At 35.9% G+C, this 17,481-nt stretch carries 16 protein-coding genes; 14 read left to right on the top strand and 2 right to left on the bottom strand.

What is annotated here, in order from left to right; all coding sequences use genetic code 11:
* The first annotated feature begins 221 nt into the window (after positions 1-221).
* The 14 genes from RN605_RS12595 to RN605_RS12530 all read left to right on the top strand — a co-directional run bounded on the left by RN605_RS12595 (position 222) and on the right by RN605_RS12530 (position 15,016).
* Positions 222-707, top strand: coding sequence for a DUF1772 domain-containing protein (locus RN605_RS12595; protein WP_313325246.1), 486 nt, complete (start codon positions 222-224; stop codon positions 705-707).
* 768 nt (positions 708-1,475) lie between these two features.
* Positions 1,476-2,402 (top strand): carboxypeptidase-like regulatory domain-containing protein, encoded by a 927-nt coding sequence (locus RN605_RS12590; RefSeq protein ID WP_313325245.1) that lies wholly within the window; start codon positions 1,476-1,478, stop codon positions 2,400-2,402.
* A 193-nt stretch (positions 2,403-2,595) separates the two neighbouring features.
* Complete coding sequence (locus RN605_RS12585; protein WP_313325244.1) at positions 2,596-3,297, top strand: hypothetical protein; 702 nt, start codon at positions 2,596-2,598, stop codon at positions 3,295-3,297.
* Positions 3,298-3,460: 163 nt separating this feature from the next.
* A complete protein-coding gene (locus tag RN605_RS12580; protein ID WP_313325242.1) occupies positions 3,461-4,219 on the top strand; it encodes a hypothetical protein in 759 nt (252 codons plus the stop codon).
* A 213-nt stretch (positions 4,220-4,432) separates the two neighbouring features.
* Positions 4,433-5,260 carry a helix-turn-helix domain-containing protein gene (locus RN605_RS12575; protein ID WP_313325240.1) on the top strand — a complete coding sequence of 276 codons (828 nt, stop codon included), beginning with the start codon at positions 4,433-4,435 and terminating at the stop codon, positions 5,258-5,260.
* Between the two features lie 59 nt (positions 5,261-5,319).
* Complete coding sequence (locus tag RN605_RS12570; RefSeq protein ID WP_313325239.1) at positions 5,320-6,246, top strand: hypothetical protein; 927 nt, start codon at positions 5,320-5,322, stop codon at positions 6,244-6,246.
* 78 nt (positions 6,247-6,324) lie between these two features.
* On the top strand, positions 6,325-6,717 hold the full coding sequence (locus RN605_RS12565; RefSeq protein ID WP_313325237.1) for a DUF1801 domain-containing protein: 393 nt from the start codon (positions 6,325-6,327) through the stop codon (positions 6,715-6,717).
* A 4-nt stretch (positions 6,718-6,721) separates the two neighbouring features.
* Positions 6,722-7,111: a DUF1801 domain-containing protein gene (locus RN605_RS12560; protein ID WP_313325236.1), complete on the top strand. Its 390-nt coding sequence runs from the start codon at positions 6,722-6,724 to the stop codon at positions 7,109-7,111.
* Positions 7,101-7,616 (top strand): energy transducer TonB, encoded by a 516-nt coding sequence (locus RN605_RS12555; RefSeq protein WP_313325235.1) that lies wholly within the window; start codon positions 7,101-7,103, stop codon positions 7,614-7,616. The genes RN605_RS12560 and RN605_RS12555 overlap by 11 nt, the downstream gene beginning before the upstream one ends.
* Before the next feature lie 133 nt (positions 7,617-7,749).
* Positions 7,750-8,571, top strand: a complete 822-nt coding sequence (locus RN605_RS12550; protein ID WP_313325234.1) for a tetratricopeptide repeat protein — start codon at positions 7,750-7,752, stop codon at positions 8,569-8,571.
* A 147-nt stretch (positions 8,572-8,718) separates the two neighbouring features.
* Positions 8,719-9,123 carry a hypothetical protein gene (locus RN605_RS12545; protein WP_313325233.1) on the top strand — a complete coding sequence of 135 codons (405 nt, stop codon included), beginning with the start codon at positions 8,719-8,721 and terminating at the stop codon, positions 9,121-9,123.
* Between the two features lie 102 nt (positions 9,124-9,225).
* Positions 9,226-10,311, top strand: coding sequence for an efflux RND transporter periplasmic adaptor subunit (locus tag RN605_RS12540; RefSeq protein ID WP_313325231.1), 1,086 nt, complete (start codon positions 9,226-9,228; stop codon positions 10,309-10,311).
* Between the two features lie 24 nt (positions 10,312-10,335).
* A complete protein-coding gene (locus RN605_RS12535) occupies positions 10,336-13,578 on the top strand; it encodes an efflux RND transporter permease subunit (protein WP_313325230.1) in 3,243 nt (1,080 codons plus the stop codon).
* Positions 13,568-15,016 (top strand): TolC family protein, encoded by a 1,449-nt coding sequence (locus RN605_RS12530; RefSeq protein ID WP_313325229.1) that lies wholly within the window; start codon positions 13,568-13,570, stop codon positions 15,014-15,016. The genes RN605_RS12535 and RN605_RS12530 overlap by 11 nt, the downstream gene beginning before the upstream one ends.
* A gap of 57 nt (positions 15,017-15,073) precedes the next feature.
* Here RN605_RS12530 and obgE read toward each other — a convergent pair whose 3' ends face one another.
* Both obgE and RN605_RS12520 read right to left on the bottom strand, forming a co-directional pair.
* Positions 15,074-16,108, bottom strand: a complete 1,035-nt coding sequence (gene obgE, locus RN605_RS12525) for a GTPase ObgE (protein WP_313325227.1) — start codon at positions 16,106-16,108, stop codon at positions 15,074-15,076.
* Positions 16,109-16,169: 61 nt separating this feature from the next.
* On the bottom strand, positions 16,170-17,396 hold the full coding sequence (locus RN605_RS12520) for a hemolysin family protein (protein ID WP_313325758.1): 1,227 nt from the start codon (positions 17,394-17,396) through the stop codon (positions 16,170-16,172).
* Between the last annotated feature and the right edge of the window lie 85 nt (positions 17,397-17,481).

Raw genomic sequence — 17,481 nt, 5'->3', positions numbered from 1 at the left:
ATAAGTTAATTTAGTTTAAGAATAGTAGTCGTTGTTTTATTGGATTTGTTACACATTGGTATAACTACTATTGCGATTGCGAAGATACTTTTTTTTGAGGAAATGAATTTAAAAATATGTTAAAACCATGATAGTGTGCTTCATCCTCCTAAAAATCTTATGCTTATGCATTGCTTTTGAGCATTTATTTTCTACATTAGCTACGTAACTATTTTGCCTCAATGAAAAACAACATTTCCTTTATCACTATCCTTGCCATAGAGGCTTTTTTGGGTATTATGATAAACATAGGTTTAAGCTATGTTGTACGTTGGCAATCGCTTGAACCAATTGAGTTTATGGCGACCTTCAAAATAGATTATCCTTTGTTATTACTGCCCATGTTATTGACCTTATTGCCTGCTTTTTTTGGTTGTATTTGGTTGATGTTGCATTATTCTAAAAACTCTTTGGAGCGCAAATACTGGCGTTATGCCTTAATTTGCCTGATTGTCATTGTTTTGCAAACGCTTGTCTTCCATTTGCCAAAAAACATCAGCTTTATTGAAGCCGATTACACCGGATTGGAAGCTCGTGGTAACCTTGAAGCTTGGGCGATATCGCACTGGATTCGCTCGGGGATTGCTCTTGTTGCTGGTGTGTTTGCTATTATGGGATTCAAGAAAGGAATTGAAAACGGTATGGTTTCGGGAGATGAGAATCGCTAGATTTCTTAGACTGATTGGACATTCTTAGACTGCTTAGACTGGTTAGACTTCTTAGACTGGTTGGATTAGTTAGACTTCTTAGACTTTATTAGACTGGTTAGACCAGTTAGACTTCTTAGGCTGGTTGGATTAATTATTGTTGTTTCAGGTTTCAAGTTTCACGTTTCAGGTTTTAAGTTTTGTTTGTACCAAAACATTATTTATGGCAAAGTATTGGTCATGATATAGTGTGAATCCCTTATTTTATAGTATGCGAACGACATTCGGATGTGTGCGAATTGTATTCTTTGGCATGCGGGTTTGTTTCTTATTTGTTCGAAGATTATTCTTGATTGTCCTAGTGGGTTTCTTGGTTGTGGGAACTTGTTTCTTAGGCTTGGGTGCTTTATTCTTATGCATGGAACGGAGGTTTGGATGCGTGGAATGGTTTTTTGGGGTTGTGGAATTGTTATTGTTGGTTGATTTTGTGCTTTTTATGACGTTTTTTTGAAGAGGAACGGATGATTTTTGCTTAAAAAGTGTACGATTTTTAAAATAGGTTGTCAAAAAAAGATGCATTTCATCGATGTTTATTGCATTTTATCGAAAGAAATTTAATTATCTTATTTGTTTTTAGGCATAAATGGGTGATTTTTTGAGAATTTGATAAAAGTTTCTTGTAGGTTATTATTTGCTAATGATGTATTGAATTAATCTATAGATTTGTAATACACTCGAAATCAGTTGAGTGATGGATTTTGAACTATTGTTAACTAATCAATATAGGTTATGCAAAGAGATTATATAGAGAAGCGCAATATGTGCCTGGTGCTTCAGAAGTTTATTAAGGAGACTGATGCTGGAATTTTGGCTGGGTTGCCGAATTTTGAGGTTGTTTTTGAGCGTTTTGAAGACAAGATTAAACAGCTTGAACAGGCGAGCATGAAACAGAGTGCTAACCGAAAAGGCATCCGGAAGAAGAAGGATGATTGCAAGGTGGCGATGGTGGTTGCTGCGACGGATGTTGCGGGAAGGATTAGGGCTTATGCGGCGGTGCATGGTGATGTGGTTCTGGCGAAGGAGGTTGGTTTTGGGTATGCTGTTTTGTTTAAGAAATCGGATGGGATTTGTTGTGATTTGTGTGGTTTTGTATATAAAAAAGGTACGGCTTTGCTGAGTGAATTGGCGGCGTATGGTGTTACTGAGGCGATGTTGGCGGATTTGCTGGCGAAGGTGACGCTTTTTAGAGCGCAGGTTGCGAAGCCGAGGCTTGGTATTATTGAGCGCAGGCAAGCGACGCTTGCTATTAAAAGGCTAATGAAGGAGCTGGACGGTGATTTGGCGGTGATGGATATGCTGGTTAGGATGGTTCGTTTTAGTAATAAGGAATTTTATTCGCTTTATTTTTCGTTTCGAAAGATTGTTAGGATTGGGTATCGTGCTGTGGCGATTGATGGTACTGTGGTGGATGCTGAGGGTATGCCGGTGGCGAATGTTGATGTTGTGGTTTTGAACACGAAGTTTGTTAGAAAGACGAGTGAGCACGGCGGTTTTGAGGTGAGGCGTTTGAAGAGTGCTGTTTACAGGGTTTGTTTTAAGAAGGTTGGGTTTGTGGATGCTTTTGTGGATGTTGCTGTGACGAGCGGTATGCGGAATGAGGTGAAGGTGGTGATGGAAAGAATGAGTGGATTAGCGGATTGGAGAATGAGTGGATAAAAGCCTCCCCATCCGCCGATGGCGGATACCCCTCCAAAGGAAGGGTTTTTGTTTTTTGTTTATAAGTTTATGGGTTTAAGAGTTTAAAAGCTAGCAATGTTTGTTTGATGATTTGTAATGGCATTTTGTATATATTTGATAAACAAATAATGTCTGACGTTTATCAGCCTTATATACCCAAATATGGATAGCTATGTCTGATTTTGTCAGACATATATACAAGTTAGCGGTAACCTTAAAAACTATGAGCTTAAAAATCAACTTGGAAGACAGAAAAGATATCTTAAGAACAGCTTTAATTTTAGAAAGTATGACATCTATTTTTTTAGCTGAATTATTAGGAATCAAAAACCATAAAGAATCAAAATCATTTGGTAATACAAGTGGAAATTTATCATTCAGTCAAAAAATTTCTCTTCTGATAGACATTGGTGCTTTATCAGAAACTGAAAAAGCAAAATTTCTAACTTTTATGGAAATTAGAAATCAATTTATGCATAATCTAAGTGCAGATACATATGAGCTTTGCTTTGGTTTTATAAAAGGAAAAGAAGCATATATATTAAAAACTTACCCACAGGATAAGAGCTTAAAAAAAGAGGAACAACTTAAGAAAGCGACTTTTGATTTGAGTAATGATATTATTGCAATCACAAGTAATATATTTAATAAAATAACTGAGAAATTTGAAAATGAATCAAAGGTTAAACTTTTAGAAAAAACTCAGGAAATTTCCATCAAAACCATACAAAAAATTGAAGATTTTTTTAATAATTATATTGAAGAAAAAATTCAAAAAGAGCAAAACATTTCGCCAAAAGAATTAAATGGACTTGGAACGATGGTTCGTAAAATATATTTTGGTGTATTGGAAAAAGAGCTAAAAACAGAATAAAGGCTACCACTAACAGCGGTTCTGCGCAATTGCTGGTTTTTATTTTTATGCGTTCACGAAAAACTTTTATCTTTAACAGAAAATAATCAGTTCGCTGGCATCGCAACTGTCGCAAAGCCGCGGAATGTTGTGCGTCAATCGTAGCCAAACCTTACCATAAACAATGAACATTTATTTAGATAATAATATCGTGATTGACATCGAGGATGGAAATTACATACTAGAAGAACTTCTTTCGAAGATTGGCATATCACAATCCAAAATATTTTACTCATCAGTTCATATTACTGAAGCTGACGAAATGACCGCGCAAGATAAAGCTCAAAAAATTGAGAAAAGATGTCGAACAATCTCAAATTTAACTTCTAACAATTATATACATCTTGACGCAAAAACTCATGCTATCCACAAGCAAATTGTAAGACCTGAAGAAATACTTAAAAGACATAAATACTGGACTAACAATTCAACTTCTGGAGCTTTTCAAAAAACGGAATTGGGTACTGTTTCTCAAGAGCAAAGAGTTGCTTTTAGAGAATCTTTGGGGCTCGATCCCAAAGAAATAAACAACTACACAGTTAAAGAAGTTATTGAACAATTCGAAATTAATAAAGATAAATTTGGAAACATGAGTTTACCCGAACTTATAGAAACAGCAACAAGGATTAAATTAGGAAGGTCAGCGACAACATTGACCAAGATTGTTGCTACGTTTGAATTATTGGATATGATAGGATTCTGGAAAGACATATATACAACTAAATCAGATTTTGCACGGGCACAAGATTCGCAACATTGCGTTTCAGCTTCCGTATGTGATTACTTTATTTCAAATGACAAAAGAACGCGAAATAAATCAAGATTGGTATATGATATTTTTAAAATAAATACTAAAGTTGTTGATTCTAATGGGTTTGAATAGTAATACAAATATTTTGTTGAGCTACGACAACCGCTAACAGCAGTTAGCCTCTATAGCTGGTTTATAGTTTTTGGAAAATAGGCTGAACTTCGGGATTTCTTGTTATATTTATTGCTAAAATGACTCTAAGGTGGGAAGTGGTGGAATGTTTTTGCAATGTTTTTTTAGTATATTTATAATTGAATCACTGTTTTACTTTAATGCTGCTACTATTTGGAAGTAAAAGTATACATACCACACTTGGCTTTGCAGGAGTATGTTTTGAACATCTCTACAGTTCATGTGGTGCTTCCTGAAGGAGTTGATGAAGTGGTAACTCCGTATCCTCCTACTCCGTTTCAATCGTTGTTGTTTTACTGCAATCATCCGGTGTCTATGGGTAGAGTTGACGACGCTACTTTTGAAAAACAGTCGCACACGGTGTTGGTTGGTCCTCAATACTCGAGAGTGAATATAAAAGTGCAACGCCAGTTGACTGCCATCAGGGTTGATTTTCTTCCGGGTGGGATGTTTCGCATGCTTGGTGTTCCTATGCATGAGTTGTTTGATAAAGGTTTTGATGCGCTTGATTTTTTTGGTGCAGAAATGAAAACCATCAATGAGCAACTGATGAATGCCAACACTCTTGAAGAGGGTAAAAACATAGTGGAAAATTTTCTTTTGAAAAAGGTTAGCAAACTAAAAGACATGCTGCCTATTGACTCGGCATTGAAACTACTCTTGCAACATAACGGCACTATGCCTATTGAAAAGACGGCTTCGTTTTCGTGTTTGAGTTTGAAACAGTTTGAGCGAAAATGCAAAGAACGTCTTGGGGTTAACCCAAAAACGTTTGCGCGTATTCTAAAATTCTCTAAAGCCTATCGATTGCACGAGTCGAGCCCAGCGCTTAACTGGACGCAGATAGCCTATGAAGCGGGATATTATGACCAGATGCACATGATTAGGGATTTTAAAACGTTTGCCGGTGTAAATCCTTCGGTTATTGAGCAGCAACTTCTTTCTACTCCGCTGCGTATGCAAAAAGACCTGCACTATTAGATTGTCGATTTTTTACTATTTTGACGGTAGTAACTCAGGATATCTTTGTTTAAAAAAACATGAGAACAAATTCTGAAAACAAAATCGCAAATCGTGTCATTGGTATTTTAGTAGCTTTATTTTTAACTACTGCTTTTTCGTTGGCACAAAGTATTGAAACTTCTCCTCTTGAAGAATTAAAAGGGTTTACTCAAACTTTTTATTACAGCAAAGGACATGAGCAACGTGCGAGAGACATTGCACAGTTTATAGAACATGCTGGTGTTTATTTTAAGGAAACGGTTGGGTTTACTCCCAAAACAACACTTTATGTTCTGGCACCCAACGACTGGAAGGATTATGCTGCCAAACCATTGCAAGATGTGTATGGATTTCCGCATAACAAGGATGATTTTAATCTGGTGGTTGCCGCTGAGGACAATGATTTTTGGCGTAGCTTTTTACCTCCAGTTAACCAACTACCTCAACCTTTAGCCGAACAAATCAGAGCTGCTTATGGGAAATCGGATGGTTCGTATAGCATGATGGCTTTTTTTGATTTACTTGGTCTGCATGAAATGGGACATTCCTATACCTCGCAAGCTGGGTTGAAAATGCACCGCTACTGGATGGGCGAACTGTTTGTGAACATCATGCTGCATACGTATGTAGCTGAGAAACAACCCAAACTTTTAGCTGCTTTGGAAGCTTTCCCGAACATGGTGGTTGGCGCCGGTTCATCGGAATATAAGTATACCTCTTTAAAAGATTTTGAAGCTTTATATCCAACGCTGGGTATGGGACCAAAAAATTATGGTTGGTATCAGTGTAAACTGCATTCGGCTGCAAAAGACATTTACAATAGCGGCGGAAAGGATGTATTGGTAAAACTATGGAACGCATTGAAAAAGCATCAGGAAGATATGAGCGATGAGGAATTTGCAAGTATGCTGGAGAAAGAAGTGCATCCATCGGTAGCGAATGTTTATTTGGAATGGGGGAAATAGGGAGAAAGGGAAAAGGGAAAAGGGAAAAGTTTTTTTTGTAGATTTGAAGAAGTGATTAAACTCCTATTCTATTAACCCATGAACCCAGAAATAAAAACTTATCACGAGCAACAAACACAGGAAGACCAAGCTATCTGCGAAAAGCTAGCTGGTGTTATTGACCGTGAGTTGACGGAAGCGGAGAGCAAGGTGTGGCATGCACATCCGGTTTGGTTTTTGGAAGGGAATCCTATTGTGGGTTATAGTAAGCAAAAGGCAGGTATCCGTTTGATGTTTTGGAGTGGCGCTGATTTTGGGGAAGAAGGATTGAATGTTAGAGGTGCCAAATTTAAAGATGCTTCGGTGTTTTATACTAGTGTTGATGCCATAGACGAGGAAACATTAAAACGCTGGTTACAAAAATCGAGAGAAATTCAATGGGATTATAAGAACCTTGTGAAGCGTAAAGGTGTTTTGGAACGATTGAAATAAAAATATGGCTGAATTAAAAACTAAAAAAACGGAAGAAAGCGTTGAACGTTTTCTTAAAACCATTGCTGATGAGCAGAAGCAAAAAGATGCTTTTGAACTAGTAAAACTCATGGAAGAAGCCACGAAGAGCAAAGGAAAAATGTGGGGAACGGCAATTGTTGGGTTTGGCGATACTGTTTTAAAGTATGACAACGGCCGAGAGTTGGATTGGTTTATCATGGGATTTTCGCCAAGGAAACAAAACCTAGCTTTGTATATTTCGAATGCCGTTAGAAATGAAGCTGATCGTGAAAAACTGGGTAAACATAAAGTAGCCAAAAGTTGTTTGTACATCAACAAAATCAGTGATATTGATGTTGCTGTTTTGAAAGAAATAATAAAAAATGGATTGTAGAAAGTATTTTTATTCAATAGTATTTGTGGTTTTAGGTTCTGTGTTCAGCTTTGGGCAAGTAGATGAAAAAGAGCCACCCGTTGTTGTTCCCACTGTTCAAGAAGTTGCTGAAACTTATGATGCCGATGTTTCCTATCCTATTGCTGTATTGGATGAACCACCTTTATTAAAGACTTGTATTGATGTTTCAAAAGCGGATGCGCTAAAATGTTTATATGAGCAAATACAAAAGCATGTTAAAAAGAATTTGAAGTACCCGAAAGAGGCAAAAGAAATAGGCATTCAAGGAAAAGTTGCTGTTGTTTTTATTATTGATAAAGAAGGAAATTGTAAAGATTTTAAAGCGCGTGGTCCTAAAAATGGGCAACTCTTGGAAGAAGAAGCCATCCGCATTATGAAACTTTTACCTAAACTTACCCCAGGAAAAGTGAAAGGAAAGCTCGTGAATGTGCATTATGCCGTTCCTATTTTATTTCAATTGGATAAGCCTGTGAGGAAAAGGTAAAAAGCAAATTGCAATTAAATTAATAAAAGTGATGAAACTAACTTTCTTATATTTATTTTATCTTTTGAAGATGAGATAAATTATGATTTTGTAGGTTTATTTTATTAGATTTACTACATATAAAAAATCAACAATGAAGAAACTCATTTTTCTTTTTATCATTTCAAATTTTGGATTTGCTCAAAATACTATTGTATCCTACACACAAGATTACTTCTTAGGTAATAATTTAAACTGTCCTTCAGAAAACAATGAAGCTAGAGAGATGGTGAAAAATGGGATTGAGCTTTTACACTTGAATAGAGATTTAAATCCAAAATATCTTTGGCCAACTGTTGACTTATTTGCTAAAGCTGTAATGAAAGACCAATCGTTTTGTGATGCTTATTTCTTTGCTGGATATACATTAAATTTATTAAAACAATACAGAGAAACTTATGCTTTTTATAGAGTTGCTGATTCATTATCTCCTAAACCTTTCTTACTCTACAAACTTAATACCGCTGCATTATGTTTGAAAATTGGAAGAGTTGAAGAATCTAGAAAGTTTTTTAATGATATAACTAAACATTTTCCTGAAAGTCCTGAAGGATATTATGGCGTTGCTTTAACTGCTCCAATGATAGGAGATTATTCAAACGGATATAAGAATATTGAAGACGCTATAACAATATACAAAGGACAATCAAAAAAAATAGGTAAAGAAGTCTTTTTTTTAAGGGCTGTTTTACTAACTTTAGATAAACAATATGAAAATGCTTTAATAGCTTTTGAAGACGTTAGGTCACCATTTACAAAAGACATTAATTATAATATTCATTATAGTCTTGCTCTTCTTAAAGTATCTGAATTGAAAAATGACCCAAAAATGAAAAAAGAAGCCTTGAAATATTATAAAAAAATAGAGAATCCAAAAGATATTCCTGATGATGTTAGAGCTTTATTCAAATTTTAAAAGCAAATTTTTCTTTCTCAATCCTTAATTTATTATTAAGATAATCTTAAAATAAAAAATAATAATTTATTCTTTATTTACTTTGTACCCGATTTTAAAATAAATTATTTCGTAAATCTTTCGCAGCTTCTTTTCATGCATAAAAAGTTGACAAACGTACTGGTTTTATTTTTGGGTTTCTTGCTCCTGGGCTACAGCAACGCATCACTCAACCCTACTATTGTTCCTTTTTTACAGAGTCAATCAACTACTCAAAAGATTGAACGTGAAGCTGAAAACACCTCCAAACTTAAAGGAATTTCAAAAATAGCAGAAGAAGATTTACTTGCTGCTCTTGAAAAAGTATATTGTGATAATGAAGAGATTCATGAGAGTGAAAACTCGAACTCAAATTCACCTGTTTATTTAGCAAACAATAACCCTGATGAAGGTGTTACTCTTTTGCTTTTGGACAAAAAGAGTTCTTCTTTATCGGCTATCTTTGATTTAGAAAACCTACAGCATAACCGCTTATTCATTTTATTCCATTCCTGGAAATTCCATCTTATTTGAAGTAAATTTTAATCAAAAACCAGCAACTGGTTTTACAACCGATTCCTGTCAACTGACTAGAATTGGACTTATCGTATTGAATTTACAAATCAAATAAAGAAAATGAAAATTACATTATATTATTTCAGTCTGGTATTATTGGTATTAACCAGCTGTAAGCACGAAGAACCCGTAAAGGAAGAAGCAGCCAACTATTTAGTAACATTGCCTGAGCAAAAAGATACCATCATTGAGCAAGAATATGTTGGTCAGGTTAGAGCTATTCAGCACATTGAATTACGTGCTTTGGAAAAAGGATATTTGGAAAAGATATTTGTTGACGAAGGACAACACGTAAAAAAAGGACAATTAATCTTCAAAATCAAATCGAATGTTTATCAGGCGGAAGTGCAAAAAGCACAAGCGGAAGCTGAATATGCCAAACGTGAATATTTGAACACGAAAATGCTTGCTGACAGCAGCATCGTTTCGCCAAACGAGTTAGCCTTATCTAAAGCGCACTACAATAAAACCTTGGCAGAACTAGAAATTGCCAAAACCCATTTAGGATTTACCGAAATCAGAGCGCCATTTGATGGCATCATTGGTCGTTTTAATGATGTTCGATTGGGAAGTCTTGTTGAAGAAGGAGAATTGCTTACTACACTTTCAGACAACAGCAAAATGTGGGTTTACTTTAACGTACCTGAGAAAGAATATTTGAGCTATGTTTCTCAAAAAGGAATTCAAGGAATCAACCAGTTGGTTCGCTTGAAAATGGCGAATGATGAGTTTTTTATGTCGCCTGGAAAGGTAGAAACTATTGAAGCCGACTTTAACAACGAAACCGGTAACATTACTTTCAGAGCTACTTTTGATAACAGCAAAGGTACTTTGCGTCATGGACAAACCGGGAAAATCTATCTTCCTAAAAACGTTAAAGATGCTGTCATTATTCCTCAAAAAGCTACGTTTGAGATATTGGACAAAAAATTTGTTTACGTTATCAAAAACCACAAAGTGGTTTCGCAACCTGTTGAAGTTACTAATGAACTTCCGCATTTATATGTTTTGAGTGGAGGTGTTACTGCACAAGACACCTTGTTGGTTGAAGGACTTAGAAAAGTGAAAAATGGAGAAACCATTGCTACACATTATGAAAATCAGGGTAAAATTCTATCGGAATTAGACAACCTGAAAGCAGAATAGTTAACAACCTAAAATCAAGACAATATGTTTAACAAGTTTTTAAAAAGACCTGTATTGGCTATTTCCATATCGGTCGCAATCATATTCTTAGGGTTGTTAGCCATAGTAACACGTCCGATATCGCAGTTTCCAGAAATTGCACCACCACGTGTTAATATTTTTATCGCCTATCCTGGAGCGAGTTCTCAGGTATTAGTAGAATCTACCTTAATTCCGTTGGAGCGTGCGCTTAATGGTGTTCAAGGAATGCAATATATCACTTCGGATGCAACAAGTGCTGGTGAAGCCACCGTTCAAATTATTTTTGAAGCAGGAACCGACCCGAATGCTGCTGTTGTAAACGTTAAAACCAGAGTGGATGCGATTATGAATAACCTTCCTCCGCTAGTGCAACGTGAAGGAATCATCATTACGCCTATTCAGCCGAGTATGTTGATGTATGTTAACCTGTATAGTAAAGACAAAAATGCGGATGAGAAGTTTTTGTATAACTATGCGAGTGTGAATGTAATACCGGAGTTGCAACGTATCAGTGGAATGGGACGTGCGCAGATATTGGGAAGTAGAACTTATGCGATGAGAGTTTGGTTGAAACCAGACAGAATGCAAGCTTATAAAGTATCAGCTGAAGAAGTGCTGAAAGCTATGGAAGAGCAAAGTTTGATTGGTCGCCCAGGACGTTTAGGACAAGCTTCTGGTAAAACGGCTCAATCTTTAGAGTTTACTTTGACGTATAAAGGAAGGTTCAACAAACCCGAAGAATACGAAAACATTATTATCAAAGCCAATCCGGATGGAGAATTGCTTCGACTAAAAGACATAGCCGATGTAGAATTGGGTAGTGAGTTTTTTGATATTTACTCGAATAAAGATGGTTATCCGTCGGCTTCTATCGTTTTGAAACAAAACTTTGGAACCAATGCGAGTGCTGTAATTGCTTCGACCAAAGAGAAACTTGAAGAGTTGAAAAAGAGTTTCCCACCGGGAATGGAATATGAAATTAACTATGACGTATCGAAATTCGTAAATGCTTCCATAGAAAAAGTTACGCATACACTGATTGAAGCCTTTATACTGGTAGCATTGGTGGTATTCATTTTCTTAGGCGATTGGCGTTCTACGCTTATCCCAATTATTGCAGTACCAGTATCGCTGATTGGAGCTTTCATTTTTATGCAGCTCTTTGGACTGACCATTAACCTTATCACACTGTTTGCCTTAGTACTTGCGATTGGTATTGTGGTAGATAATGCGATAGTCGTCGTGGAAGCCGTGCATGCCAAGATGGAAGAAGATGCGCACATTACTCCTTTTGGAGCGGTTAAAAAAGTATTAGGCGAAATTAGTGGTGCCGTAATTGCAATTACTTTAGTAATGACCGCAGTATTTATCCCTATTGCTTTTATGACTGGACCTGTGGGTGTTTTTTACCGACAGTTCTCTATCACGATGGCAAGTTCGATTGTGTTGTCGGGTATTGAAGCTTTAACGCTTACGCCTGTATTGTGTGCGATGATTTTGAGAAATACTCATGGTCAGAAGAAGAAGAAAGCTCCTATTACAAAATTCATTGACTGGCTTAACGGCAAGTTTGAAAAACTAACTGGAAGATATACTAATTTGTTAGAGAAAATTGTAACCCGAAGAACAGTTACTTTTGGAATATTGGTATTGTTTGTACTAGGTATTGTAATTTTCAATAAAAATGTTCCTGGAGGTTTTATCCCTAATGAAGAGCAAGGACAAATTTATGCCATCATTCAAACACCACCAGGAAGTACGCTGGAAAGAACAAATGCTGTATCGAAAGAATTACAGAAAATAGCAGAGGAAATTGACGATATTCAATCGGTTACTTCTTTAGCGGGTTATGAGATATTGACTGAAGGTAGAGGTTCGAATGCAGGAACTTGTTTGATTAACCTAAAAGACTGGGAACACCGCAAACATTCTGTAAAAGAAATTATTGAGAAACTTGAAGAAGAGTCACAAAATTTAGGAGCTGTTGTTGAGTTTTTTGAGCCACCAGCGGTACCAGGATATGGTTCATCGGATGGATTTTCGCTTCGTTTACTGGATAAAAACAGTACAATAGATTATCAAGATTTTGATAAAGTGAACAAACAGTTCATGGAAGCATTAAAGAAACGAAAAGAACTGTCAGGTTTATTTACTTTTTATGCTGCCAATTATCCGCAATATGAGTTGATTATTGACAATGAAAAAGCCATGCAAAAAGGTGTTTCTATTGGTGCTGCTATTGAGAATTTAAATATTTTGATTGGTAGTACGTATGAACAAGGATTTACTAGATTCAATGCTTTCTACAAAGTTTACACGCAATCAGGACCAGATTATAGAAGATTACCTAGTGACATTTTGAAACTTTATGTTAAAAATGAAGCGGGTGAAATGGTTCCTTACTCAGCATTTGTGACCATGAAGAAAACGCAAGGACCAAATGAAATTACCCGATACAACTTATATACTTCTTCGGCAATCCGTGGTGTTCCTTCGAAAGGATATACAACAGGAAACGCTATTGAAGCGATACAAGAAGTTGCTAAAGAAACTTTGCCTAAAGGATATGACATTGCCTGGGAAGGACTTTCATTAGACGAAGCACACCGAGGTAATGAAGCGCTTTACATTTTTGCTATTGTATTGGTGTTTGTATATCTAGTATTAGCATCGCAATACGAGAGTTTTATTATTCCTATAGCTGTATTACTTTCTTTAATTCCTGGTGTTTTTGGTTCGTATGCGTTACTAGAACTTATGGGATTATCGAATGACGTTTATGCTCAAATTGGAATGATTATGTTGATAGGTTTGCTGGGTAAAAATGCCGTATTGATTGTGGAATTTGCCGTTCAGAAAAACGAACAAGGTTTATCTATAAAAGATGCCGTAATTGAAAGTGCTAAAGCGCGTTTCAGACCAATCTTGATGACTTCATTTGCCTTTATTGCCGGATTAATTCCGTTGGTTAGAGCTACTGGCGCAGGTGCTGTTGGAAACCGAACTATTGGTTCTTCAGCTATGGGTGGAATGTTGTTCGGGACTATATTTGGCGTACTACTAATTCCTGGATTGTATTATTTCTTTGCCAAAATGGTTGATGGTAAAAAATTAATTCAAGGTCAGGATCAAAACCCTTTAACTGAAGATTATGTTACTAATACCACTAAAGCTTCATTACTTAAAAAGATTCAAAAAATGAGTTTGTTACTGCAAGCAGCAAAAAGAAAAAGAAATGAAAAATAAACAATTAAAAAGAGTAATTATTGCATTACTTATAGTTATCGGTATAGTTGTAGAAAGTTGTGGTTCTTTAAAACAATCTGTTCGCGAAGAAAACAAAACTGTTCCTGAAAGCTATGCGACTGTAAATTCTAAACCGTTGGATACTGTAAATTCAGCTCAATTGAATTATAAAAAATTTTATAATGACGAGAAACTTATCGGCCTTATTGAACTTGCACTTTCCAACAATCAGGAATTGAACATCTTTAATCAGGAAATTGAAGTGTTGAAAAATGAGTCTTTAGCCAGAAAAGGAGAATACCTTCCTTTTGTAGGCGTTGGTGCTGAAGGCGGAATTGAAAAAACATCCAAATTTACCCGAGATGGTGCCGTAGAAGAAAACCTTACTTTGCCTGAAGGAAAAGCTTTTCCTGAACCATTAGGCGATTTAAAAGCTGGTTTATATTCTACCTGGGAAGTTGATATCTGGAAAAAATTGCGCAACGGACAAAAAGCAGCTGTGAATAGGTTTTTAGCCAGTCAAGAAGGAAAAAACTTTTTGAAAACAAATTTAGTAGCCGAAATTGCTTCGTCTTATTATGAATTGGAAGCGTTTGACAATATGCTTGAAATTATCAATAAAAATATTGATATTCAATCGAAAGCGTTATCCTCTGTTAAACAACAAAAAGAAGCTGCTAAAGTTAGTCAACTGGCTGTAAACCGATTTGAGGCACAATTGCTCAACACAATAAACAGACAGTATGAGATTAAGCAAAAGATAGTTGAAACTGAAAACAGATTAAACTATTTAACAGGTCGTTATCCTACACCGTTAGAACGATTGTCTAACCAATTCATTCAAACTGAAAATGACTCTATTTCAATTGGTATTCCTTCTCAGTTGCTGTTGAATCGTCCTGATGTTAAAAAAGCTGAAAAAGAATTAGAAGCTACCAAATTTGATGTGAAATCGGCACGTGCTAATTTTTATCCCAACTTAGCTTTAAAAGCAGGTGTTGGATTTCAGGCTTTCAATCCAAGTTTCTTAATTCGTCCTGACTCCTTTATTTATAATGCTGCTGGAGAATTAATGGCACCGCTTATCAATAGAAAAGCCATTAAAGCTGCCTATGCATCAGCTAATGCTAAGCAGTTACAGGCTGTGATTTCTTTTGAGCAAACACTATTAAATGCTTATGTAGATGTTTTGAATCAAGAAGCAAAAGTTGATAATTTTTCAAATAGTTTCAGAAGAAAGTCGGAAGAAGTGAAGATTTTATTGCAATCCATAAATACTGCTAATTTATTATTCAACTCAGCGAGAGCAGATTACACCGAAGTTTTGCTTACGCAAAGAGAAGCATTGGAAGCTAAGCTTGAATTGGTTGAAATAAAATACAAACAACTTGATGGTAAGATTCAGTTGTACCGTGCTTTAGGCGGCGGTTGGAAGTAATTCTTTTTCTTTATTTGATTTAACAAAAAATCCCATCTATACGATGGGATTTTTATTTTATAATCCGTGGCTGTTTTCGGGTTGCTCCGTATCAATGTTGAGCATTTGCCATAGTTTGTCTTTTAGTTCGGTTAAACCTTGATTGGCTACTGAGGAGATAAACATGTATGGAATTCCTTTGAAAGCAATGTCTAATTCCTGTTTCATTTCGGCTTTCAGTTCATCGTCTAACATGTCCGCTTTTGAAACTACTATCAGTCTGTCTTTATCTAACATTTCTGGGTTATATCGACGCAACTCATCTAACAAAATATCATATTCTTTCTTGATGTCTTCGGCATCGGCTGGCACCAAAAACAAAAGCGTAGAATTTCTTTCTATGTGTCGTAAGAAGTAATGACCAAGTCCTTTCCCTTCGGCTGCTCCTTCTATAATTCCTGGAATATCCGCAATTACAAACGATTGAAAATCGCGATAAGCCACAATTCCTAAATTGGGTTTTAAAGTAGTAAACGGATAATCGGCTATTTTTGGTTTTGCAGAAGTTAATACTGATAGCAAAGTTGATTTTCCTGCATTAGGGAAACCTACCAAACCGACATCAGCCAATACTTTAAGTTCTAGAATTACATCCAGCTCTTCGGTTGGCATTCCCGGTTGTGCATAGCGCGGAGTTTGATTCGTAGAACTTCTGAAATGCCAGTTTCCTAAACCACCTTTTCCGCCTTGAACCAGTATTTTTTCTTCACCGTGCTCGGTGATTTCAAATAAGATTTCATTGGTTTCTTTATCGCGAACCACAGTTCCTAATGGCACTTCAATGTATTTGTCTTCACCATCAGCACCTGTACTCCTACTGCTTCCCCCATCACCACCATGACCTGCTTTTATATGACGCGCAAACTTCAGGTGAAACAAGGTCCAAAGTCCTTTGTTTCCCTTTAAAATAACGTGTCCGCCTCGACCACCATCACCACCATCAGGTCCACCTTTTTCGATGAATTTTTCACGGTGTAAATGTGATGAACCTTTTCCACCTTTTCCAGATGAAACATAAATTTTTACGTAGTCTACAAAGTTACCTTCTGTCATTTTTTGTTGTTTCAGATTTCAGATTTCAAGTTATACTCTATAACTTTTAATCTTAAAATCATTATTTTTCTTTTAGTGATTTCACTAAAATTTTATCAATTTTTACGCCATCCATATCGATGACTTCCAATTCGTATTTGTTCCAAATCAATTTTTCGCCTTGTTTTGGTATTTTACCCATTTCGGTCATGATTAACCCACTAACGGTTGTTACTTCATAATCGTTAATCAAATCATCCATATCAAAGTAGGTCAAGAAATCATGTAGTGAATAATGTCCATCTACCAACCATGTTCCATCCTGGCGTGCTATTAATTTGAAATCATCACCATAAAACTCAGAAGCATCGCCAACTAAAGCTTCCAATATATCATTTAGTGTAATCATTCCTTGAAATACACCGTATTCATCGGTGACCAAAGCATAATGTATTTTAGAAAGCTTGAAATTTTCTAATGCTTTATACGCAGAAGTGTGTTCAATCATGTAAACTGGTTCCTTGATGATTTTCTTCAAATCAAAGGACTTCTTTTCAAATTGAACAATCAAATCTTTCAAAGAAACAACCCCAATAACATCGTCTAAATTATCATTGCAAACCGGATAAAGAGAATGTAAATCTTCAAACACTTTCTGTTTAATATCTTCTAAACTATCATCGGCTTTCAAATATTCAACCGATTTACGGTGCGTCATTAATGAATTTACTTTTCTATCACCAATGTGAAAAACACGTTCTACTATGTCTTGTTCAATTTCTTGTACTTCGCCACCTTCTGTTCCTTCTTTGATGATGGCTTTGATTTCTTCTTCGGTTACTTTTCCGTCAGCGGTTGGTCTGATTTTAAGAACATCCAATAAAAACTCGGTTGATTTTGTTAGCAACCAAATAAAAGGTTTGGTTACGATAGAAATCATTTTCATAGGAACTGCAACTCCTTTTGCAATTGCTTCAGGATAGTTTAACCCAATTCTTTTTGGCAACAATTCTCCCAAAACCAAAGAGAAAAAAGTCAATATAACAACCACAATTCCAACAGCTATACTATCAGCATAAGGCTTTAAAAAGGCAAACCCTTCAACAAATGTGCGTACATCTGTGGTGATTTTATCTCCCGAAAAAATACCTGTTAAAATTCCAATTAACGTGATACCAATTTGAACTGTAGATAAAAAAGTATTTGGAGAATTGGCTAAATCGAGCGCTGTTTTAGCGTTTCGGTTTCCTTTTTTAGCTGCATTTTCTAAACGATTTTTACGTGCCGAAATAAGTGCTATTTCCGACATGGAAAAAACACCGTTGAGCAGTATTAAAAAAAGAATAATTAGTATTTCCATTTTTTATGTTTATGAGTTTATAAGGTTAAAAGTT

Source organism: Flavobacterium sp. PMTSA4, assembly GCF_032098525.1.
GTDB classification, from domain to species: domain Bacteria; phylum Bacteroidota; class Bacteroidia; order Flavobacteriales; family Flavobacteriaceae; genus Flavobacterium; species Flavobacterium capsici.
Note: the sequence above shows the minus strand (reverse complement) of the source record. Positions and strands in the feature narration are given on the sequence as shown.